Annotated in this window: 16 protein-coding genes; 8 read left to right on the top strand and 8 right to left on the bottom strand. The window is 66.9% G+C overall.

The genetic code is table 11. The features are described 5' to 3' along the window. The first annotated feature begins 75 nt into the window (after positions 1 to 75). The gene (locus tag AC1RM6_RS02835; RefSeq protein WP_493098078.1) at positions 76 to 3,105 is read left to right on the top strand and encodes an adenylate/guanylate cyclase domain-containing protein; all 3,030 of its coding nucleotides are present in this window, start codon (positions 76 to 78) and stop codon (positions 3,103 to 3,105) included. An 11-nt stretch (positions 3,106 to 3,116) separates the two neighbouring features. Here AC1RM6_RS02835 and AC1RM6_RS02830 read toward each other — a convergent pair whose 3' ends face one another. Beyond that, positions 3,117 to 3,752 carry a carbonic anhydrase gene (locus AC1RM6_RS02830; protein WP_493098077.1) on the bottom strand — a complete coding sequence of 212 codons (636 nt, stop codon included), beginning with the start codon at positions 3,750 to 3,752 and terminating at the stop codon, positions 3,117 to 3,119. A 27-nt stretch (positions 3,753 to 3,779) separates the two neighbouring features. Then, the gene (locus AC1RM6_RS02825; RefSeq protein ID WP_493098076.1) at positions 3,780 to 5,360 is read right to left on the bottom strand and encodes a SulP family inorganic anion transporter; all 1,581 of its coding nucleotides are present in this window, start codon (positions 5,358 to 5,360) and stop codon (positions 3,780 to 3,782) included. 288 nt (positions 5,361 to 5,648) lie between these two features. Here AC1RM6_RS02825 and AC1RM6_RS02820 point away from each other — a divergent pair, with 288 nt between their 5' ends. Then, complete coding sequence (locus AC1RM6_RS02820; protein ID WP_493098075.1) at positions 5,649 to 6,347, top strand: SDR family NAD(P)-dependent oxidoreductase; 699 nt, start codon at positions 5,649 to 5,651, stop codon at positions 6,345 to 6,347. Positions 6,348 to 6,440: 93 nt separating this feature from the next. Here AC1RM6_RS02820 and AC1RM6_RS02815 read toward each other — a convergent pair whose 3' ends face one another. Continuing rightward, a complete protein-coding gene (locus AC1RM6_RS02815; RefSeq protein ID WP_493098074.1) occupies positions 6,441 to 6,812 on the bottom strand; it encodes a hypothetical protein in 372 nt (123 codons plus the stop codon). 109 nt (positions 6,813 to 6,921) lie between these two features. On the opposite strand from AC1RM6_RS02815, the gene AC1RM6_RS02810 reads away from it, so the two are divergent. Both AC1RM6_RS02810 and AC1RM6_RS02805 read left to right on the top strand, forming a co-directional pair. Next, positions 6,922 to 9,699: a M10 family metallopeptidase C-terminal domain-containing protein gene (locus tag AC1RM6_RS02810; protein WP_493098073.1), complete on the top strand. Its 2,778-nt coding sequence runs from the start codon at positions 6,922 to 6,924 to the stop codon at positions 9,697 to 9,699. Positions 9,700 to 9,852: 153 nt separating this feature from the next. Continuing rightward, positions 9,853 to 10,461, top strand: coding sequence for a YdcF family protein (locus tag AC1RM6_RS02805; RefSeq protein WP_493098072.1), 609 nt, complete (start codon positions 9,853 to 9,855; stop codon positions 10,459 to 10,461). Between the two features lie 32 nt (positions 10,462 to 10,493). Here the strand turns inward: AC1RM6_RS02805 and urtE are convergent, their stop codons facing one another. From urtE to urtA, 5 genes are all read right to left on the bottom strand, one after another. Then, entirely contained in the window at positions 10,494 to 11,210 is a 717-nt protein-coding gene (gene urtE / locus AC1RM6_RS02800) for an urea ABC transporter ATP-binding subunit UrtE (protein ID WP_493098071.1), read from the bottom strand. Beyond that, complete coding sequence (urtD, locus tag AC1RM6_RS02795; RefSeq protein ID WP_493098070.1) at positions 11,207 to 11,956, bottom strand: urea ABC transporter ATP-binding protein UrtD; 750 nt, start codon at positions 11,954 to 11,956, stop codon at positions 11,207 to 11,209. The genes urtE and urtD overlap by 4 nt, the downstream gene beginning before the upstream one ends. Next, a complete protein-coding gene (urtC, locus tag AC1RM6_RS02790; RefSeq protein ID WP_493098069.1) occupies positions 11,953 to 13,029 on the bottom strand; it encodes an urea ABC transporter permease subunit UrtC in 1,077 nt (358 codons plus the stop codon). Before urtC ends, urtD begins: the two co-directional genes overlap by 4 nt. Positions 13,030 to 13,041: 12 nt before the next feature. After that, positions 13,042 to 13,935: an urea ABC transporter permease subunit UrtB gene (urtB, locus tag AC1RM6_RS02785; RefSeq protein WP_493098068.1), complete on the bottom strand. Its 894-nt coding sequence runs from the start codon at positions 13,933 to 13,935 to the stop codon at positions 13,042 to 13,044. 136 nt (positions 13,936 to 14,071) lie between these two features. Next, positions 14,072 to 15,295 (bottom strand): urea ABC transporter substrate-binding protein, encoded by a 1,224-nt coding sequence (gene urtA / locus AC1RM6_RS02780; protein ID WP_493098067.1) that lies wholly within the window; start codon positions 15,293 to 15,295, stop codon positions 14,072 to 14,074. Between the two features lie 207 nt (positions 15,296 to 15,502). Between urtA and AC1RM6_RS02775 the strand changes: the two genes are divergently transcribed. From AC1RM6_RS02775 to ureC, 4 genes are all read left to right on the top strand, one after another. Next, positions 15,503 to 16,441 carry an urease accessory protein UreD gene (locus AC1RM6_RS02775; RefSeq protein WP_493098066.1) on the top strand — a complete coding sequence of 313 codons (939 nt, stop codon included), beginning with the start codon at positions 15,503 to 15,505 and terminating at the stop codon, positions 16,439 to 16,441. Position 16,442: 1 nt separating this feature from the next. Beyond that, the gene (locus AC1RM6_RS02770) at positions 16,443 to 16,745 is read left to right on the top strand and encodes an urease subunit gamma (RefSeq protein ID WP_493098065.1); all 303 of its coding nucleotides are present in this window, start codon (positions 16,443 to 16,445) and stop codon (positions 16,743 to 16,745) included. Positions 16,746 to 16,752: 7 nt separating this feature from the next. Further along, complete coding sequence (locus AC1RM6_RS02765; RefSeq protein WP_493098064.1) at positions 16,753 to 17,058, top strand: urease subunit beta; 306 nt, start codon at positions 16,753 to 16,755, stop codon at positions 17,056 to 17,058. A gap of 274 nt (positions 17,059 to 17,332) precedes the next feature. After that, positions 17,333 to 19,042 (top strand): urease subunit alpha, encoded by a 1,710-nt coding sequence (gene ureC, locus AC1RM6_RS02760; RefSeq protein ID WP_493098063.1) that lies wholly within the window; start codon positions 17,333 to 17,335, stop codon positions 19,040 to 19,042. Positions 19,043 to 19,047 lie beyond the last annotated feature (5 nt).

Raw genomic sequence — 19,047 nt, 5'->3', positions numbered from 1 at the left:
CGGGCTCGCGCGCAACCATGACTATGCTTGTCATGCGACGAGACTATCATCGGCATATCCAACGCGGAGCATCTTTTGGCCAAACCCGTTGCCTCTATCCCCCTTCCGGTCGCATCGGGCGCGCGGGTTCGCGACCGGCGGCTGCTGTCGCTGCTGGTGCTCGGCATCATGCTCGCGCTGTGCGCGCCGCTGTTCTTCAACCGCGTCGCCGATCATCCCGTCAGCGCCCGGCACGGGGTGCTGTCCTTCGCCGGCTGGGGGGCACTGACCCGGCCGGTCGCGCTCGACGGGCAGTGGCGACTGACATGGCTCGATCGCCCGGAGGCCGGTAAGCCGCACGCCACCTTCACCGATGTGCCGGGCCTGTTGCAGCGGCAGCCGGCCTCGGGCGGTCGCCCTTCGGCGCTGGGAACCGCCCGGCTCGAGCTGACGATCCTCGGCCTCGCCCCGGGGCGCTATATCCTCCATGTCCCGGCGGCCTATGCGGCCAATCGGGTGTTCATCGACGATCGGCCGATGGGATCGCGCGGACAACTCGGCAGCAGCGCGGCGACCACGCGCTACGATCTGCGCCCTCAGGACATCCTGTTCGATGCCGACGGATCGGCGCTGCGGCTGCGGATCGACCTGGCCGCCTTCCTCCACCGCGAGTCCGGGCTCGGCGACCGGCCGATCCTGGGGCTGGTCGAACCGATGCAGGGGTGGACCTCGCTGCGGCTGATGCAGGACATCTTGTTCCTGACCGCGCTGTTCCTGCTCAGCATCAACGGGCTGGTGTCCTATCTCTTCCGGCGCCAGGACCGCGCCTCGCTCTATCTGGCGCTGGCCGCGCTGTTCCTCGTCCCGGCCTCGGCGATCGTCGGCCAATATAATCTGCTGCTGGTGGCGCTGCCCGGCGTCGGCTTCACCACGATGCTGGCGCTGCAATATCTCGGCTCGACATCGGCGCTCGCAGGGTTCCTCGCTTATGCATCGACCCTGTACCCGATCGAATCGCCATCGCGCGTCGTCCGGCTGATCGGGCTCGCGCTCGTCGGCTATTTCGTCGCGGTCAGCGTCGCGCTGATCGCCAGCGGCACGCTGGCGGCATCGCAGGTAGCGCTGGCCTGGCCCGCGATCAGCGGGGTGACCCTGCTCACCATCGTCATCATCGTGCTGCGCGCGGCGCTGGCGCGGCGCGACGGCGCGCTGACCTTCCTGGTCGGAATCTCGATCTTCTTCCTGTTCACGATGAGCGCGGTGTTCGCCTGGGCGGGGCTGTTTCCGGGCGGCGCCTTCCTCGGCCCCTCGGCGCTGCCGCTCGGCACGCTGATGCTGCTGTTCTCGCATTATGTGGTCGGCGCGGAGCGTTCGTCGGCGGCGATCGTCGGCGCCGAACAGCTCAACGAGGATCTGCGCGAGCTGCTCGACGTCAACGCGGCGATCACCTCGGAAATGCAGCTCGATGCGCTGCTCGCGCGGATCGTCGAGGCGACCAGCCATATGCTCGATGCCGAACGCAGTTCGCTGTTCCTCCACGATCCTCGCACCGGCGAACTCTGGTCGCTGGTCGCCGAGGGGATCGAGGCGCGCGAGATCCGCCTGCCCGACGATGCCGGGATCGCCGGCCACACCTTCACCCACAGCATGCTGGTCAACGTCGCCGACGCCTATGCCGATCCGCGGTTCAACGGGGCGATCGACAGGACGACCGGGTTCCGGACCCGGAGCGTGCTGGCGATCCCGATCCTCGCCCGCGACGGCCGGCGGCTCGGGGTGATGCAGGCGCTCAACCGGCGCGACGGGCGGCCATTCGGCGGCCATGACGAGCAGCGGCTGGCGGCATTCGCCGCGCAGGCGGCGATCGCGCTCGACAATGCGACGCTGTTCAGCGAGGTCGTCACCTCGCGCAACTATAATGAGAGCATCTTGCGATCGATGTCGACCGGGGTGGTGACGCTCGGCCGTGACGACGAGGTCGCGAAGGTCAACGACGCCGCGCGCGGCATCCTCGCGGTGTCCGCCGACGGCATCGAGGGCACCAATGCGCGGGCTTTACTCGCCGGCTCGAACCCCTGGCTGCTCGCCGAGATCGATGCGGTCGACGCGACCGGCGACAGCCGGCTGCTGCTCGACGTCGACATGGTCATCTTCGACGGGACGTCGATCTCGGCCAATATCACGATCGTGCCGCTGCTCGGCGAGGACGCCCCGACCGGGCTGCTGCTGCTGATCGACGACATCAGCGTCGGCAAGCGGATGCAGAGCGCGATGCGGCGCTTCCTGACCCAGAAGGTCGTCGAACAGGTGCTCGAGCGCGGCGACGAGCTGATGTTCGGGACTGCCTGCGACGCCAGCATCCTGTTCGCCGACATCCGCAATTTCACGGCGATGGCGGAGACCCTCACCCCGCGCGCGACCGTCGACATGCTCAACGAGGTCTTCGCCGAATTCTTCGAGGCGGTGGCGGCCGCCGATGGGGTGATCGACAAGTTCATCGGCGACGCGGTGATGGCGGTCTATGGCGCGCCGATCTCGACCGGCCGCGACGCGGCGAATGCGGTAGCCAGCGCGATCGGGATGATCCGCGCGCTCCGGGCGATCAACCGGCGGCGCGCGGACGACGGGCGAATGGCGCTGGGCCTGGGCGTCGGCATCGCCAGCGGCGCGGTGATCTCGGGGACGATCGGCTCGCCGAAGCGGATGGACTATACGGTGATCGGCGACAGCGTGAACCTGTCGGCGCGGCTTCAGGACCTGACCAAGCGCTATGGCGTCGAGATATTGATCTGCGAGACCACCGCGCTGGCGCTCGAAGGCGGCCATAGCCTGCGCGAAATCGATCTGATCACGGTGCGCGGCCGGACGCTGCCGACCCGGATCTTCGAGGTCCGGCTGCCCGAGGATGACGACGGCGACGGCTTCGCCGCACTCCGCGCCGCCTATGACAATGGGCGCGCCAGCCTCGCCGCGCGCGACTGGGCGGGCGCAGTCGAGGCCTTCGCCATGGCACTGGCACGCGATCCGGCCGACCGCCCCGCGCAGATCATGCTCGAACGGGCGCGATCGCTGGCCGAAACCCCGCCGCCGCCCGACTGGAACGGAGTGTTCGGGGCGACGACATAGCCCCGAGCCGCTTACAGCACCTTTTCCGGCGCCCCCAATTGCTCGAGCGGGGTCTCGGCATCGATCTCGAGCAGCGGCTTGATCAGCCCGTCGCGCAGATCATAGACCCAGCCATGGAGCTGGAGCGGCCGGCCCGCGGCGAAGGCGCCCTGGACGATCGCAGTGCGGGCGAGGCGGACGAGCTGGTCGCGGACATTGACCTCGACCAGCCGGTTGACGCGCGCGTCATGGTCGCCGGCGGCGTCGATCTCGTGGGCATGGTCGCGCAGCACCCCACGCGGATTTTCGAGCCAGCGGTCGACGACGCCGCTGGTGCCGCCGGTCAGCGCCGCCTGGATGCCGCCACAGCCATGATGGCCGCAGATGATGACATGCTTCACCCCGAGCACCTCGACCGCATATTGGACGACCGACATCAGGTTGAGGTCGTCCTCATGGACGAGATTGGCGACGTTGCGGTGGATGAACATGCTGCCGGGCGGGGTCATCGTCATCTGTTCGGCGGTGACCCGGCTGTCCGAGCAGCCGATCCACAGAAATTCGGGCTGCTGCCCGGCAAGCTGCTGCGAGAAGAATTCGGGATGCTCCTCCTTGAGCTCGGCCGCCCAGGCACGGTTGGCGAGCAGGAGCTGGCGATAGGCTTTCATAGGGATTTTCTCATCTTTCGCCCGGGTTCATGCATAGCCCATCCGGGCGAGCGGGGCGTTGATCAGCCCCGCGGTCCGTCGCGCGAGATCGCCGCGCAGCGACACGGTGATGGCGCGGAAGGCGGCGCCCTTGATGAAGGCGTTGATGATCTCGACATTGTCGAGATCGACGAAGCCGGTCGACGACAGGTCGATCAGGACGTTGCTGCCGTCGGGCACCTGCGCGAGCGCGCGCTGCAGCTCATATTTGTGGATGAAATAGAGGTTGCGCCGCGCCCGGATCAGGCAGTCGCCGCCCTCGCAGATCACCGTCAGCGCCGGGCGGAAATTGCGCCCGACGACGAAGACGAAGCCGATCGCCATGCCGATCGCGATGCCGATCAGCAGATCGGTGAACAGGATCGCCGCAATCGTCGCGACGAACGGGATGAACTGCGACCAGCCCTGGCGGAAACGCTGGGCGAAGAGCTGCGGCTTGGTGAGCTTGTAGCCGGTGGCGATCAGCACCGCGGCGAGCGCCGCGAGCGGGATCTGGTTGAGCACGACCGGGATCAACGCGACGCTGAGCAGCAGCCACAACCCGTGGAGGATCGTCGACGCCTTGCTTTCGGCCCCCGCCTCGACATTGGCGGAGGAGCGCACGATCACCGAGGTCACCGGGATGCCGCCGATCAGCCCGGCGACGATGTTGCCGCCGCCCTGCGCGAACAGCTCGCGATTCTTGTCGGTGGTGCGGCGGCGCGGGTCGAGTTCGTCGACCGCCTTGACGCTGAGCAGCGATTCGAGGCTGGCGACGATCGCGAGGGTCAGCGCGGTGGTCCACACCACCGGGTTGGTGATCGCGGCGAAATCGGGGAAGCTGAAGAAGGACAGGAACTCGCCCGCGCTCGCCGCCACGGGCACCTTGACCAGATGGGTCGGCTGGATCTGGATAGCAGGCGCCAGCAGCCCCAGCAGAGCATTGCCGCCGACCCCGATCAGCACGACCACCAGCGGCCCGGGCACGAAGCGCAGCGGGCCGTCCTTGGGCCGTGCCTTGTCCCACCAGAACAGGAACGCCAGCGACACCAGGGCGATCAGGATCGCGCCGAATTCGACCCGCGCGCTCAGCGCGTACCAGATCGTCGAGAAGGTGTTGCGGCCGTCGGGCTGGAAGAAGTTGAAGCTGCCCTCATAGTCGGCATCATAGCCGATCGCGTGCGGGAACTGCTTGAGGATCAGGATCAGGCCGATCGCGGCGAGCATGCCGGTGATCACCGACGAGGGCACGAACTCGCTGAGCACGCCGGCGCGGGTCACCCCGAACAGCAGCTGGATCGCGCCCGCGATCACCACCGCGAGCAGGAAGGCCTGATAGCTGGGCAACCCCTCGATCGCGGCGAGCACGATCACGGTGAGGCCGGCCGCCGGCCCGCTCACCGACAGCGGCGATTTCGACAGCAGTCCGACGACGACGCCACCGACGATCCCCGAGATCAGCCCCGAGAAGAGCGGCGCGCCAGAGGCGAGCGCAACGCCGAGGCAGAGCGGCAGCGCGACCAGCGCCACCACGATCGAGGCGGGCAGATCGGCGCGTAATGTTTCAAAAGGTCCTGGCGATCGCGGCATGGGGCATCCCGAACCTGTGGTGGATCGGGTCTGTGTCGGGTGGCCGGCAGCGAACGGCAAGGCGGCGCGCGGTGCGGAAACAAGAAATTACCGTGCGTTTACAAACGGACATGCTGGAAGAGATCGGACCCGGCGAGCGGGCCGGGATCCCTCCTCGGCAATCGAGGCGGGGAGGCAAGCGAATATTCCCGATATTTTCGGTCGATGGCTGGTTAATTTCATCCGTATTTTTACGGTACCCGCCCCCCAGCGACGTCATCCCTACAGAAGCGGACTTGGGGGGGAAGCATGGCGTCGATCGCGCGGAAGACCATCATCGTTGCCGGCGGCGAAGGTGCGGTCGGCAGCCTGCTCGTCGGGCAGCTACGCTATGCGGACGCGGAGGTGATCCCAGTCAACGTCAGCGTCTTCGAACCCGCGCTCACCACCGCGCTCGGCATGTCGGCGCTGCTCGATCGGCTGGCCGGCCGCCCGGTCGACATCCTCGTCAATCTCGGCGCGCTCACCTGCTGCAGGGAGGCGAAGAAAGAGATCGCAGCGCAGGCGGAAGCCTATCGTGCCGGGCTGATCGCGGCGGCCATGATGTCGCGCGCACTGCTACCGGCGATGAAGACGCGGAACACCGGCCATATCGTCTCGGCCGGGGCCTGTTTCGACGATCGGCCGATCGGCGAATTCGGAATCTGGTCGGGCCAGAGCGCGGGCCACAAGGGGCTCACCAAGGCGCTGTCGAGCGAGGCCGGCGGCAGTTGCGTACGCGTCAGCTATGTCGACGTTCAGGCGGATGTTCATGACGACGATCATGTCGCCGACCGCATCTTCGCGGCGATCACCGATGTCGACCACCATCGCGTCGGTGCGGTGACCGTGACCAGCATGCCAGCGGTCTGGCAGCGGTCCCTGCCGGCGATGGCCACCAGCATCGACCCCCTGCCGTCCTCGGCCTTTGCCGATGCCGACGGGCGATATCAGCCGCATTATCATTAGGGCAGAGAACGCCGGGATCTGAGGCCGGCGCGACCTCGATCGAACATTCCCGCGCCGCCGGACGACCGTCCGCCGCGGCAACGGCGCGGTCGGCTATCGCGCGAAACCGAATCGCTCGAGCAGTTCGGCGCGCGTCGCGGTTTCGCGATCGCCCCCCCGACCCCGCTTCATATGCTCGTAGATGCCGGGGGATATCTGACGCCACCAGGGCAGGTCGATCGGGCCGGCGCGGCGCTCGAGATGGGCGAGATAGGCGTCGAGCGAATCGAACCGCTTGCCGAAAGCATAAGGAAGATTGGCCACCCCATCTTCCGTCCCTGGCTGCCGCGCCACGTCGGCGTCAGCCTGCTTGCCCGGCTCCTCGGCCGGCCGTTTTGCGGTACCGACCCCCTGCCCATCCGCGGGCAGCGGACGAAACGGGGTGCCCATCGCGAGCAGGACATAAGCCGAAGCCATCAAAATCATTGCAAGAATCTGCCAAAAAATGGATCAAATGTCTATTGCGACAAATACGCAAACGTGATCTGCTGACATCGTCTGAACTTTGGGGGGGGAACCCAACAGGGAGGACCATATGACTTCACCTTTCGTTCTGGTCGATGCGGACGGCCTGATCTCGAGCGGGCCCGGCGGCAAGATCAACGCCCATCTGGCGCGCGACCTCCACACCAGCGGCGGCCTGACGGCCGCCCCGCCCAGCGCGATCGCGTCGGAATCCGACACGCGGATCGTCGGCTATCTGGCGGACGACGAAGGCGCCGATGTCATCGCCGTCGATCTGCTGGCGGGTCACACTTATGCCTTCGCCTATCGCGGCACCGCGGTCGATGGCCTCTCGGACCCCTATCTCGGGCTGTTCGACGCCGATTTCGGTTATATCACCGAAGATGACGATGGCGGCCTCGGCCGCTCGTCGCTCATCACCTTCACCCCCGACGCCGACGGCACCTATCTGCTCTACGCATCCTCCTATGACGCGATTTCGAGCGGCGATCCGACGATCGACACCGGCAATTACACGATCGACATCTGGGAGGCCAAGGCGGCCAACGACGTGCCGGGCACGATCGGCGGCGCCGTCGCGATCGAAGAAGGCACGACCTTCGGCTTCCTGGAGGCCGCAGGCGATGCCGACGTCTACCGGATCGATACGGTCGCAGGGAACGTCTACGCGCTGACCTATGCCGGCGGCATTTCGAGCGACGCCGACTGGGACGACGAGCCGGGCGAGAATCTCGGCATCGTCAGCCTGTATGACGCGGGCGGCAATCTGATCGCCGACGCGCTGAACTACGAGACCGGGCTGAACTTCCTCGCGGACTATACCGGCAGCTATTATGTCAAGGTCGAGGCTTATGATCCGGCGATGACCGGCGGCTACACGCTCGACGTCGCCGAACTGAATCCGGCGGATTATGATCCGCTCGATTCGATCGACTGGCGGACCGCGGACAATGTCCCGTTCGTCGACGTCGCGGGAACGCCCACCGCCTATGTCTATTTCGCGCCGGCAGGCGAGAATTTCGGCGAACTGGCCGATGATGGCGTGACCCCGATGACGACCTATGGCTGGCAGCAGTTCCAGATCGACGGCGTCATGACCGCACTCCAGGAATATGAGAAGATCCTCGGCGTCCATTATGAGATCACCACCGATGTCGAGCAGGCCACCTTCCGGCTGCTGACGACCGAATCCGAGGATTATGGCGCCTATTTCTATCCGCAGGACGAGGCCGCCTATGGCGACGCGCAGGGTATCGGCGTGTTCAACCTGCTCAGCGGCGGCTTCACCCTGCCCGAGAGCCTCGAACAGGGCGGCTATTCCTTTGCGGTGATCCTCCACGAATTCGGCCATGCCCATGGCCTCGCTCATCCGCACGACAATGGCGGCGGTTCGGACGTCATGCTGGGGGTGACCGGCACCGATTCGCTGGGCATCTTCGACCTGAACCAAGGCGTCTACACCGTCATGTCCTATAATGACGGCTGGGCGACCGATCCGGACGGTGCCCAGCCCTTCACCCGCGCGACGATCGGCTATGGCTGGTCGGGCTCGCTGAGCGCGTTCGACATCGCCGAACTCCAGATCCGTTATGGCGTGCATGGGGAGAATGGCGGAAACACCGTCTATTCGCTTCCGGACGCCGAGGCGGCCGGCACCTATTTTCAGACGATCTGGGATAGCGGCGGCACCGACACCATCGCCTATGCCGGCACCCGCGACGCCCATATCGACCTGCTCGCCGCGACGCTCGATTATAGCCCGACCGGCGGCGGCGTGGTCTCCTATGCCGAAGGCATCCACGGCGGTTTCACGATCGCCAACGACGTGGTGATCGAAAATGCGACCGGCGGCAGCGGCAATGATCTGCTGCTGGGCAATGCCGCGGCCAACGTCCTGACCGGCGGCAGCGGCAACGACAGCCTGTTCGGCCGCGAAGGCAACGACACGCTGATCGGCGGCGACGGCAGCGACACGCTCGATGGCGGCGACGGCATCGACACCGTGACCTTCGCCGGCGCAACCGCCGCGGTGAAGGTCTCGCTGGAGATCACCACCCAGCAGCGGACCGGCATAACCGCCGATCGCGACACGATAACCGGTGTCGAGAATCTCGTCGGATCGGATTTTGGCGATTCGCTGACCGGCAACGGCGGCGCGAACCAGATCGAAGGCGGCGCCGGCAACGACCGGATCTATGGCCTGGACGGCAACGACCTGTTGTTGGGCGGCGCCGGCAGCGACATCCTCGAGGGCGGTGCCGGCGACGACATGCTGCGGGGCGGTCTCGGCAACGATATATTGATCGGCGGGGACGGCATCGACACCGCCAGCTACGCCGACGTCGCAACCTCGGTCCGCGTATCGCTGGCGATAACCGAGCGTCAATCGACCGGTGGCGGCGCTTTCGACACGCTGACCGGCATCGAAAATCTCGAGGGGTCCGCGGCGGGCGACTATCTCACCGGCAATGCCGGGGCGAACTTCATCAATGGCCGCAACGGCAACGACACGATCACCGGCGGCGGCGGCGCCGACCGGCTGATGGGCGGGGCCGGACACGATAATTTCATCTTCACCTCCGTGGCCGACAGCGCGATCGGTTTCGGGGATACGATCACCGACTTCCACAGCAGCGAGCGCGACCGCATCGACCTGAGCGCCGTCTATTCGGGCACTTTCGCTTTCATCGGCAGCGGCAGCTTCACCGGCCATGCCGGCGAACTCCGCTACCAGACGAGCGGCAGCAACAGCATCGTCAGCGGCGACATCGACGGCGACGGCCTCGCCGACTTCGAGATCAGCCTCCTCGGCGTTCAAAGCCTGCAGGTCGCCGACTTCGTCCTGTAGTCGGGATTGCCCGATGCCGGTCGTTCACAGCCATCGGGCGGAACGATCGGTATCGGGCGCGCGCGAAAACCAAATATGATGCAAGCGGACGCCCTTGTCGCCCGCGATCCGACCGATTAGCCGGGATCGTCCACATCATGGGGCTCGCTGCTCATGGCCAATATTATCGCCGGCCGCGCCGCACGTCTCGCCGGGCGCGGGCTGACATGGTCGATCGGGGCGTTCCTGCTGGCAGCCGGCCTGATCTGCGCCCGGGGTCTATGGGACGATCGGCGCCCGAGCGACGTGGCCGTCGTGCTGGGCAATAGCGTCACTCGCGAAGGCCAACCATCGCCCCGCCTGGCCGCCCGGCTCGACGAGGCGATCCGGGTGTGGAATGCGCACCTGGTCAAGGCGATCATCGTGAGCGGCGGCGTCGATCCCGCAGGCACCGACGAGGCCGCCGCGATGCGCCGCTATCTCTTAGCGCGGGGCGTGCCCGACGCCGCGATCGTCGCCGACCCGCTCGGCATCACAAGCTGGGCTACCGCTCGCAATGCGACGGCGATCATGAAGGCGCATGGCTGGGGTTCGGCGATGGTGATCAGCCAATATTTCCATATTGCCCGCACCCGTCTCGCCTTCGCAAAATGCGGCGTGCGGGAGATCAGATCGGTGCATCCGGCCTATGTCGAATGGCGCGATCTATATTCGATAACGCGGGAAGTCGCCGGATATCCGGTCTATTGGCTGCGATCCTGCAGCAGCGCGCCCCAAATCTGATCCACACCCGCCCTGGGACAGGCCCGCGTACGTCACACATGCACCAGATGCGCGACATCCGCCGCGCTGTCGGTCGCGGTCCGCCCTCCGCGCACGATCCGGCCGCGCTGCATGACGAAATAGCGGTCGGCGAACGACCAGGCGAAGTCGAGATTCTGCTCGACGATCAGGATAGCGACATTGAGTTCGGTGCGCACGCGCAGCAGCGCATCCTCGATCTGCTGGACGATGTTGGGCTGGATGCCTTCGGTCGGCTCGTCGAGGAGGAGCAGCGAGGGCTGGCCGGCAAGCGCGCGGCCGATCGCCAGTTGCTGCTGTTCGCCGCCCGACAGCACGCCCGCCTTGCGGTCGGCGATCTGGGTGAGCTTGGGGAACAGGTCGAACACCATGTCGGGGACTTTCTTCGGCCCGGTGAAGCCTTTGCGCGAAAGCGCCGACAGGCCGACCTCGAGATTTTCGGTGACGGTCAGATGCGGGAAAACGTGACGGCCCTGGGGGACGAAGCCGATGCCGGCACGGGCACGCTGGTGCGCCCCCATCGCGGTGACCTCGTCGCCATTGACGTAGATATGGCCCGACAGCACCGGCAGCTGGCCCATGATCGTCTTCATCAGCGTGGTCTTGCCGACGCCGTTGCGTCCCAGCACGGTCGCCGCCTCGCCCGCCTTCATGTCGAGCGCGACGTCCCACAGCACCTGGCCCTTGCCATAAGCGGCGCTGACGCTGCGCAGGTTGATGAGGTCGGTCATTTCGCCCTCCCCAGATAGATCGCGGCGACCTCCTCGTCCTGGCGGATCGCGTCGAGGGTGCCCTCGCGCAGCAGACGGCCCTGGTGGAGGACGACGACATGGCCGTTCAACTGCGCGACGAAGTCGATGTCGTGATCGATCACCAGCACTGCATGCTTGCCGACCAGCGCCCTGACGATCTCGGCGGTGCGGGTGCTCTCGGCGGCCCCCATCCCCGCGGTCGGCTCGTCGAGCAGCAGCAGTTCGGCGTCGGTGGCGACGACCATGCCGATTTCGAGCCATTGCTTCTCGCCATGCGAGAGATTGCCGGCGAGCGCATCGCGACGATCGTCGAGGCCGACCCGCGCGAGGATATCCTCGGCCTTTGCCCGCGCCTCGTCCTCGCCTGCCCTGGTGAAGCTCTTCCACCAGCGCCGGTCCGTCATCGCCGCGATCGCGAGATTGTCGATCACCGACAGGCCGACCAGCACGCCGGGGGTCTGGAACTTGCGGCAGATGCCCTTGCCGACGATGCGGTGCTCGGGCTCGCGCTGGATAGCCTCGCCGTGGAACAGGATGCGGCCGGCGGTCGGGCGGACCCGGCCGATGATCGTGTCGCACATCGTCGACTTGCCGGCGCCGTTGGGGCCGATCACCACGGTCATGCTGCCCGAGGCGATGGTCAGGCTGAGATCGTCGATCGCCTTGAAGCCGTCGAAATCGACGGTGACATTCTCCATCTGGAGCATGGGGGCGGCCGCAGTCACAGCGTCACCTTCGCCGCGCGGCGGCGGGCGATGATCTCGTCGAGGCGGCGCGGGCGGAAGCGGCTGTCGGCACCGAACTCGCCGGCGACGCCGCGCGGCAGGATCGTCACCGCGACGATGAACAGCGCACCGAGCGCATAGAGCCAGAGTTCGGGCAAAGCGGTCGACACCTTGTCCTTGGCGAAATTGACCAGCAGCGTGCCGACGATCCCGCCCATCAGTACGGTCCGTCCGCCGATCGCCACCCAGATCACCATCTCGATCGAGGGCACCACGCCGACGAAGGTCGGCGACACCACCCCGGCATGGAGGGTGAACATCGCCCCCGACACGCCGGTGAGCATCGCCGCGATCGTGAAGGCGACGACCTTGTAGGGCGCGGGGTCGTAGCCGAGGAAGCGCATCCGGTTCGATCCGTCGCGCGCCGCGCGCAGCAGCTTGCCGTAACGCGTGGCGAGCAGCCAGCGCAGCGCGAAGAAGCTGCCGGTCACCAGCGCGAGGGTGATCCAGTAGATGGCGGTGGTGACGCCCTCGTCGTTGAGATTGAAGCCGAACAGTTCATGATAATCGGTCAGGCCGTTGAAGCCGCCGGTGGTGCCCTGCTGGCTGATCAGCAGGGTCGCGAAGGCGAGCGCGAGCGCCTGGGTGATCAGCGCGAAATAGACCCCGCCGATCCGACGGCGGAACATCAGCCAGGCGAAGCCCGCGCCGATCGCCGCCGGGATCACGAAGACCCCGGCGATCGCCGCGACCGGGCTTTTGAAGATCGCCCACCACCAGGGAAGCGTGGTGACCCCGCTCCACATCATGAAATCGGGCAATTCGCCGCTGCCGAGGCCGTTCAGCTTGAGGTGCATCGCCAGCGCATAGCCGCCGAGCCCGAAGAACACCCCCTGCCCCAGGCTGAGCACCCCGCCCTCGCCCCACAGCAGCACCAGCCCCATCGCGGTCAGCGACAAGGCGAGGAACCGGCCGAGCAGGTTGAGGTCGTAGGAGGAGAGCAGCCAGGGCGCGGCGATGCCGAGCAGCAGGACGAGGTTGCCGGAGATGGTCTTGAGCGGGAGGTTGCGCATGTGCGGGCCTTCCTATTCGGCGTCGAGCGCGCGCGAGCGGATCGCGACGACGCCCTGCGGCCGGAACTGGAGGAAGAGGACGACGAACAGCAGGGTCAGCACCTGGGCGAAGCTGACGTCGACGAAGATCTGCGCCAGCGCCATGAACAGCCCGATCATCACCGCGGCGATGGTGGTGCCGACCATCGAGCCGAGCCCGCCGAGCACGACGACGAGGAAGGCGGTGACGATATAGCTCTGACCGACATTGGGTGTGACGGGTCCGAGCAGCGCGAGCACCACTCCGCCGATCCCGGCGACGCCGGCGCCGAGTGCGAAGATGAAGGCATCGACCTGCCGAACGTTGACCCCCATCGCCGCCGCGGTGGCGCGGTCCTGGTTGACCGCGCGGACCAGCAGCCCGATCCGGGTCAGGCGCAGGAAGAGCGCGAGCCCGCCGAGCACGCACAGGGCGACGAGCAGGATGAACAGCCGCGCCATCGGCAGTTCGATCGGCCCGAGCGCGAAGGCGCCGTCGAGCCAGGCCGGGGCGGTGACCGAAACCCCGGTCGCGCCGAACAGATCGCGCGCGCCCTGCTGGAGGATCAGGCTGACGCCCCAGGTGGCGAGCAGAGTGTCGAGCGGGCGCGCGGTGAGTTTGCTGACCAGGGTCACCTCGAGCAGCCCGCCGAGCAGCCCGGCGCCGACAAAGGCGACCGCCATCGCGGCGAGGATGCCGAGCGGGCCCGGCACGAAGATGATGGTGAGATAGGCGAGATAGCTGCCGACCATCAGGATTTCGCCATGCGCCATGTTGATCACCCGCATCAGCCCGAAGCTGAGCGCGAGACCGAGTGCTGCGAGGATATAGATCGACGCGACGCTGAAGCCGTTGAAGATCTGTCCGGTGAGGAAGACGAAATCCATGCTGTCGGTCCTCTGGCTCCGGTTGCGATGGTCGGTGCCCCCTCTCGTCATCCCGGCGGAGGCCGGGATCTCAGGCGGCAAGGGCGCGCTTCAATCTCCTGAGATCCCGGCCTCCGCCGGGATGACGCACGTTGCGTCAAATCGTGCAGGTCTTCCCCGGGAAGGCGAGCGCGTCATAGGGGTTGGGGTCGATCGTGCCCTTCGAGGTCCACAATATCTTGAACTGGCCCTTGGGATCGGCCTGGCCAATATAGCCGGTCTGGACGAGGCTGTTGTTGGCGGCGAACTTGACGGTGCCGAGCGGGGTCGGGATCGCGTCGAGGGTCACCGCCGCCGCGCGGACCTTGGCGGGGTCGAAGCTCTGCGCCTTCTCGACCGCGGCCTTCCAGATATAGACGTCGATATAGCCATGGACCATCGGATCGGTGACGACCGCGTCGGGGCCGAACTTGGCCTTGTAGGCGGCGACGAACTTGGCGTTCTCGGGATTGGCGACGGTCTGGAAATAGTTCCAGCCGGCATAGCTGCCCTCGACCAGCGCAGGGCCCATCGACTTGGCCTCCTGCTCGCCGATGCTGAACGACATCACCGGCAGCACGTCGGACTTCAGGCCGGCGGCGGCCATCTGCTTGAAGAAGGCGACGTTGCTGTCGCCGTTGAGGGTCGAATAGATGACGTCGGGCTTGGCGGCCTTGATCTTGGCGACGACGCCCGAGAAGTCGGTGCCGCCCATCGGCTGATATTCCTCGCCGCTCAGCGTCAGCTTGTCGCTTTCGATATGCTTTTTCAGGATCAGGTTCGCGGTGCGCGGGAAGACATAGTCCGATCCGACCAGGAAATATTTCCTGAAGCCCTTTTCCTTGCCCCAGTCATAGGCGGGCAGGATCTGCTGGTTGGGCTGCGCGCCCGAATACATGATGTTGGGCGAGCATTCATTGCCCTCGAACTGGACCGGGTACCAGAGCAGGTTCTTGGTCTTCTCGAACACCGGCAGCATCGCCTTGCGGCTCGACGAGGTCCAGCCGCCGAACACGGTGACGACGCCGTCGCTGTCGATCAGCTTCGACGCCTTCTGCGCGAAGGTCGCGGGATCGGACGCGCCGTCCTCGGTCACCGCGTCGACCTTCTTGCCCATCACCCCGCCGGCGGCGTTGATCTCGTCGATCGCCATCTGGGTGCTGTTCTTCACGGTGACTTCGCTGATCGCCATCGTGCCGCTGAGCGAATGGAGTACGCCGACCTTGACGCTGTCGCCGGAAGCCGCCGCGGCGCCCGCATCCTTCTTGTGGCAGCCGCTCACCAGCGCGACGCTCGCCAGCAAGGTGCCGATCAGGATTTTTGCGTGAAGCCGCTTGGCCATTATCGATATCTCCAGTGAAAAGCCCACCTGCCGGCTCCATGTCGATGGGTGTGTCGACAGGTCAGCCAGCGCCGATGAAAGGGTGCTTTGTGGCAGAAATGCACGATATGCGTCATTTGACGTAGGGGCCGGACAGCCGCGCAACCACTTTCCGGCGGTCGACGGCCAATACGTCAAACGCCCCACCCGCCGTCGGGCGGCGTGGCGTTGATCAAGCGGGCCGACTATGCGCTTATTATGGGGATGAAGCAGGCGAACGGACCCGAGATGGACGGCCATGGCGCGGCGCTGTCGGCCCCGATAATCGGCGCGCTTTCCGGCGCCGAAGCCATGCTCGCGACGATTCGCAGCCGCGGCGACCTGCGGCTGGGTTTTGCCGATCATGACGGCCGCACGACGATCGCCGAGGGCTATCAGGGCGGCTGCCTCAAGTTCCGGGTGCCGCGCGTCCATGGCGCCGAGCCGCCGTGCGCGATCCTGCTCAACACCAGCGGCGGGCTGGCGGGCGGCGACCGGCTCAGCCAGCAGATCGCGTGGCGGGCGGGCAGCGCGGCGACGGTGACGACCCAGGCCGCCGAGAAAATCTATCGCGCGATCGGTGGCGAGACCGCGACGCTCGACACGCGGATCGCGATCGACGCCGGGGCCGACGCCGAATGGCTGCCGCAGGAGACGATCCTGTTCGATCGCGCCCGGCTGCGCCGGACGATGGAGGTGCGGATGGCGGACGACGCGCATTTCCTGGGGGTCGAGGCGGTGATGTTCGGCCGCGCGGCGATGGGCGAGACGATGGCGTCGGGGCTGCTCGACGATCGCTGGCGGATCTGGCGCGACGGGCGGCTGGTCTATGCCGACGCGATGCGGCTCGACGGGCCGGTCGACGCACTGCTGCAGCGATCGGCGATCGGCGCGGGCGCACGGGCGATGGCGGTGGTGATCCATGTCTCGACCCGGGCGGCGGCGCTGCTCGGCGCGGTCCGCGAGGCGCTGGCGGATGCCGCGGGGATGGCGGCGGCGAGTTGCTGGAACGGCATGCTGGTCACCCGGCTGCTGGCGCGCGACGGCGCCGCGCTGCGCCACGATCTGCTGCGGGTGCTCGCCGTCCTGCGCGGCGGCCGGGCGATGCCGCGCACATGGAGTTGCTGAGATGAACCTGACCCCCCGCGAAAAGGACAAGCTGCTGATATCGATGGCGGCGATGGTGGCGCAGAGGCGGCTCGATCGCGGCGTCAAGCTCAACCACCCCGAGGTGATCGCGCTGATCTCCGACTTCGTGATCGAGGGCGCGCGCGACGGACGCAGCGTCGCCGATCTGATGGAGGCCGGCGCGCACGTCATCCGCCGCGACCAGGTGATGGACGGGATCGCCGAGATGATCCACGACGTCCAGGTCGAGGCGACCTTTCCCGACGGGACCAAGCTGGTCAGCGTCCACCACCCGATCCGATGAGGCCGCGATGATCCCGGGCGAAATCCTGACCGACGACGGCGAGCATGTGCTGAACGAGGGCCTCGCGGTCACCACGCTGACCGTGGCGAACAGCGGCGACCGGCCGATCCAGGTCGGCAGCCATTATCATTTCGCCGAGACCAACGACGCGCTGTTGTTCGACCGCGCCGCGGCGCAGGGGCAGCGGCTCGACATTCCGGCGGGGACCGCGGTGCGGTTCGAGCCCGGGCAGTCGCGCGAGGTGGCCCTGGTGCCGTTTCGCGGGAACCGGGTGGTGATCGGGTTCCAGGGCAAGGTGATGGGGACGTTGTGATGCGGCAGGATATGCAGCCAGCGGTGCCTGGCTTCTTCTCCCCTCCCTGCAAGGGAGGTTCGTCAGGTCGGGATTGCCCCCGGCAATCCCTAAACCATGCCGGGGGCATGGTTTACCTGACGAAGGGTGGGTGGCGAGCGCCAGCGAGCCTCCGCGCGCTCCGCAAGAGCGACCATCCGGGCATCGAGCCCGGCTGGTCGCAGACCCACCCCTTGCCCCTCCCTTTCAGGGAGGGGAACAAGAAGGCCCTTTCTTGCAGGGAGGGGAATAGATAATGCCCTACCGCATCGCCCGCTCGGCCTATGCCGACATGTTCGGCCCCACCACCGGCGACCGCGTCCGGCTCGGCGACACCGCGCTGATCGTCGAGGTCGAGCGCGATTGCACGATCCTCGGCGAGGAGGTGAAGTTCGGCGGCGGCAAGGTTATCCGCGACGGGATGGGGCAGAGCCAGGTCACCAACGCCGCCGGCGCCGCCGATACGGTGATCACCAATGCGCTGATCCTCGATCATAGCGGCATCTACAAGGCCGACATCGCGATCCGCAGCGGGCGGATCGCCGCGATCGGCAAGGCGGGCAATCCCGACATCCAGCCGGGGGTCGACATCGTCATCGGCCCGGGCACCGAGATCATCGCCGGCGAGGGCAAGATCGTCACCGCGGGCGGGGTCGACGCGCATATCCACTTCATCTGCCCGCAGCAGGTCGAGGAGGCGGTCGCCTCGGGGATCACGACGATGGTCGGGGGCGGCACCGGCCCGGCGACCGGCACCAACGCGACGACCTGCACCGCCGGGCCGTGGCATATCGCGCGGATGCTGCAGGCAGCCGAAGGACTGCCGGTCAACATCGCCTTTGCCGGCAAGGGCAATGCCAGCCGCCCCGACGCACTGGTCGAGCAGGTCCGCGCCGGGGTCGCCGCGCTCAAGCTGCACGAGGACTGGGGCACCACCCCGGCGGCGATCGACTGCTGCCTGGGGGTCGCCGACGCGCATGACGTCCAGGTGATGATCCACACCGACACGCTCAACGAGAGCGGCTTCGTCGAGGACACGATCGCCGCGTTCAAGGGCCGCACCATCCACGCCTTCCACACCGAGGGCGCGGGCGGCGGCCATGCCCCCGACATCATCCGGCTGGCGGGCTTCGCCAACGTCATCCCGTCGTCGACCAACCCGACCCGGCCGTTCACGGTCAACACGATCGACGAGCATCTCGACATGCTGATGGTGTGCCATCATCTCGATCCGTCGATCCCCGAGGACCTGGCCTTCGCCGAGAGCCGGATCCGCAAGGAGACGATCGCCGCCGAGGACATCCTCCACGACATCGGCGCACTGTCGATCATCTCGTCGGACAGCCAGGCGATGGGCCGGGTCGGCGAGGTCGTCACCCGCACCTGGCAGACCGCGCACAAGATGAAGGTCCAGCGCGGCCCCCTGCCCGGCGATCCGGAGCGCAACGACAATCTGCGCGCACGCCGCTATGTCGCCAAATATACGATCAACCCGGCGATCGCACAGGGCATGAGCCATGAGGTCGGATCGATCGAGGTCGGCAAGCTCGCCGACCTGGTGATCTGGAACCCGGCCTTTTTCGGCGCCAAGACCGACCTGGTGATCAAGGGCGGGATGATCGTCTACGCGATGATGGGCGACGCCAATGCCAGCATCCCGACCCCGCAGCCGGTCCATGCCCGGCCGATGTTCGGGATGTACGGGCGGGCGATCGCGGCCACCTGCATCAGCTTCGTGTCGCAGGCGGCGATCGCGGACGACGTCGCCGGGCGGCTGGGGCTGCAGCGGATGGTGCGACCGGTGATCGGCACCCGCGGCATCGGCAAGGCGCAGATGAAGCTCAACAATGCGCTGCCGCATATGGAGGTCGATCCCGAGACCTATGAGGTGCGCGCCGACGGCGAGTTGCTGACCTGCGAGCCGGCGACCGAACTGCCGCTCGCCCAACGCTATTTTCTCTATTGAGGCCG

The organism is Rhizorhabdus sp. GW822-FHT03C02, assembly GCF_058801765.1.
Note: the sequence above shows the minus strand (reverse complement) of the source record. Positions and strands in the feature narration are given on the sequence as shown.

Excerpts from the sequence above, each read along its gene's own strand:
- AC1RM6_RS02820 (WP_493098075.1), top strand. The coding sequence starts at position 5,649 with ATGGCGTCGATCGCGCGGAAGACCATCATCGTTGCCGGCGGCGAAGGT.
- AC1RM6_RS02805 (WP_493098072.1), top strand. The coding sequence starts at position 9,853 with ATGGCCAATATTATCGCCGGCCGCGCCGCACGTCTCGCCGGGCGCGGG.
- AC1RM6_RS02830 (WP_493098077.1), bottom strand. The coding sequence starts at position 3,752 with ATGAAAGCCTATCGCCAGCTCCTGCTCGCCAACCGTGCCTGGGCGGCC.
- AC1RM6_RS02825 (WP_493098076.1), bottom strand. The coding sequence starts at position 5,360 with ATGCCGCGATCGCCAGGACCTTTTGAAACATTACGCGCCGATCTGCCC.
- urtB (WP_493098068.1), bottom strand. The coding sequence starts at position 13,935 with ATGGATTTCGTCTTCCTCACCGGACAGATCTTCAACGGCTTCAGCGTC.
- AC1RM6_RS02810 (WP_493098073.1), top strand. The coding sequence starts at position 6,922 with ATGACTTCACCTTTCGTTCTGGTCGATGCGGACGGCCTGATCTCGAGC.
- urtA (WP_493098067.1), bottom strand. The coding sequence starts at position 15,295 with ATGGCCAAGCGGCTTCACGCAAAAATCCTGATCGGCACCTTGCTGGCG.
- ureC (WP_493098063.1), top strand. The coding sequence starts at position 17,333 with ATGCCCTACCGCATCGCCCGCTCGGCCTATGCCGACATGTTCGGCCCC.
- AC1RM6_RS02770 (WP_493098065.1), top strand. The coding sequence starts at position 16,443 with ATGAACCTGACCCCCCGCGAAAAGGACAAGCTGCTGATATCGATGGCG.
- AC1RM6_RS02815 (WP_493098074.1), bottom strand. The coding sequence starts at position 6,812 with ATGATTTTGATGGCTTCGGCTTATGTCCTGCTCGCGATGGGCACCCCG.
- urtE (WP_493098071.1), bottom strand. The coding sequence starts at position 11,210 with ATGACCGACCTCATCAACCTGCGCAGCGTCAGCGCCGCTTATGGCAAG.
- urtC (WP_493098069.1), bottom strand. The coding sequence starts at position 13,029 with ATGCGCAACCTCCCGCTCAAGACCATCTCCGGCAACCTCGTCCTGCTG.
- AC1RM6_RS02765 (WP_493098064.1), top strand. The coding sequence starts at position 16,753 with ATGATCCCGGGCGAAATCCTGACCGACGACGGCGAGCATGTGCTGAAC.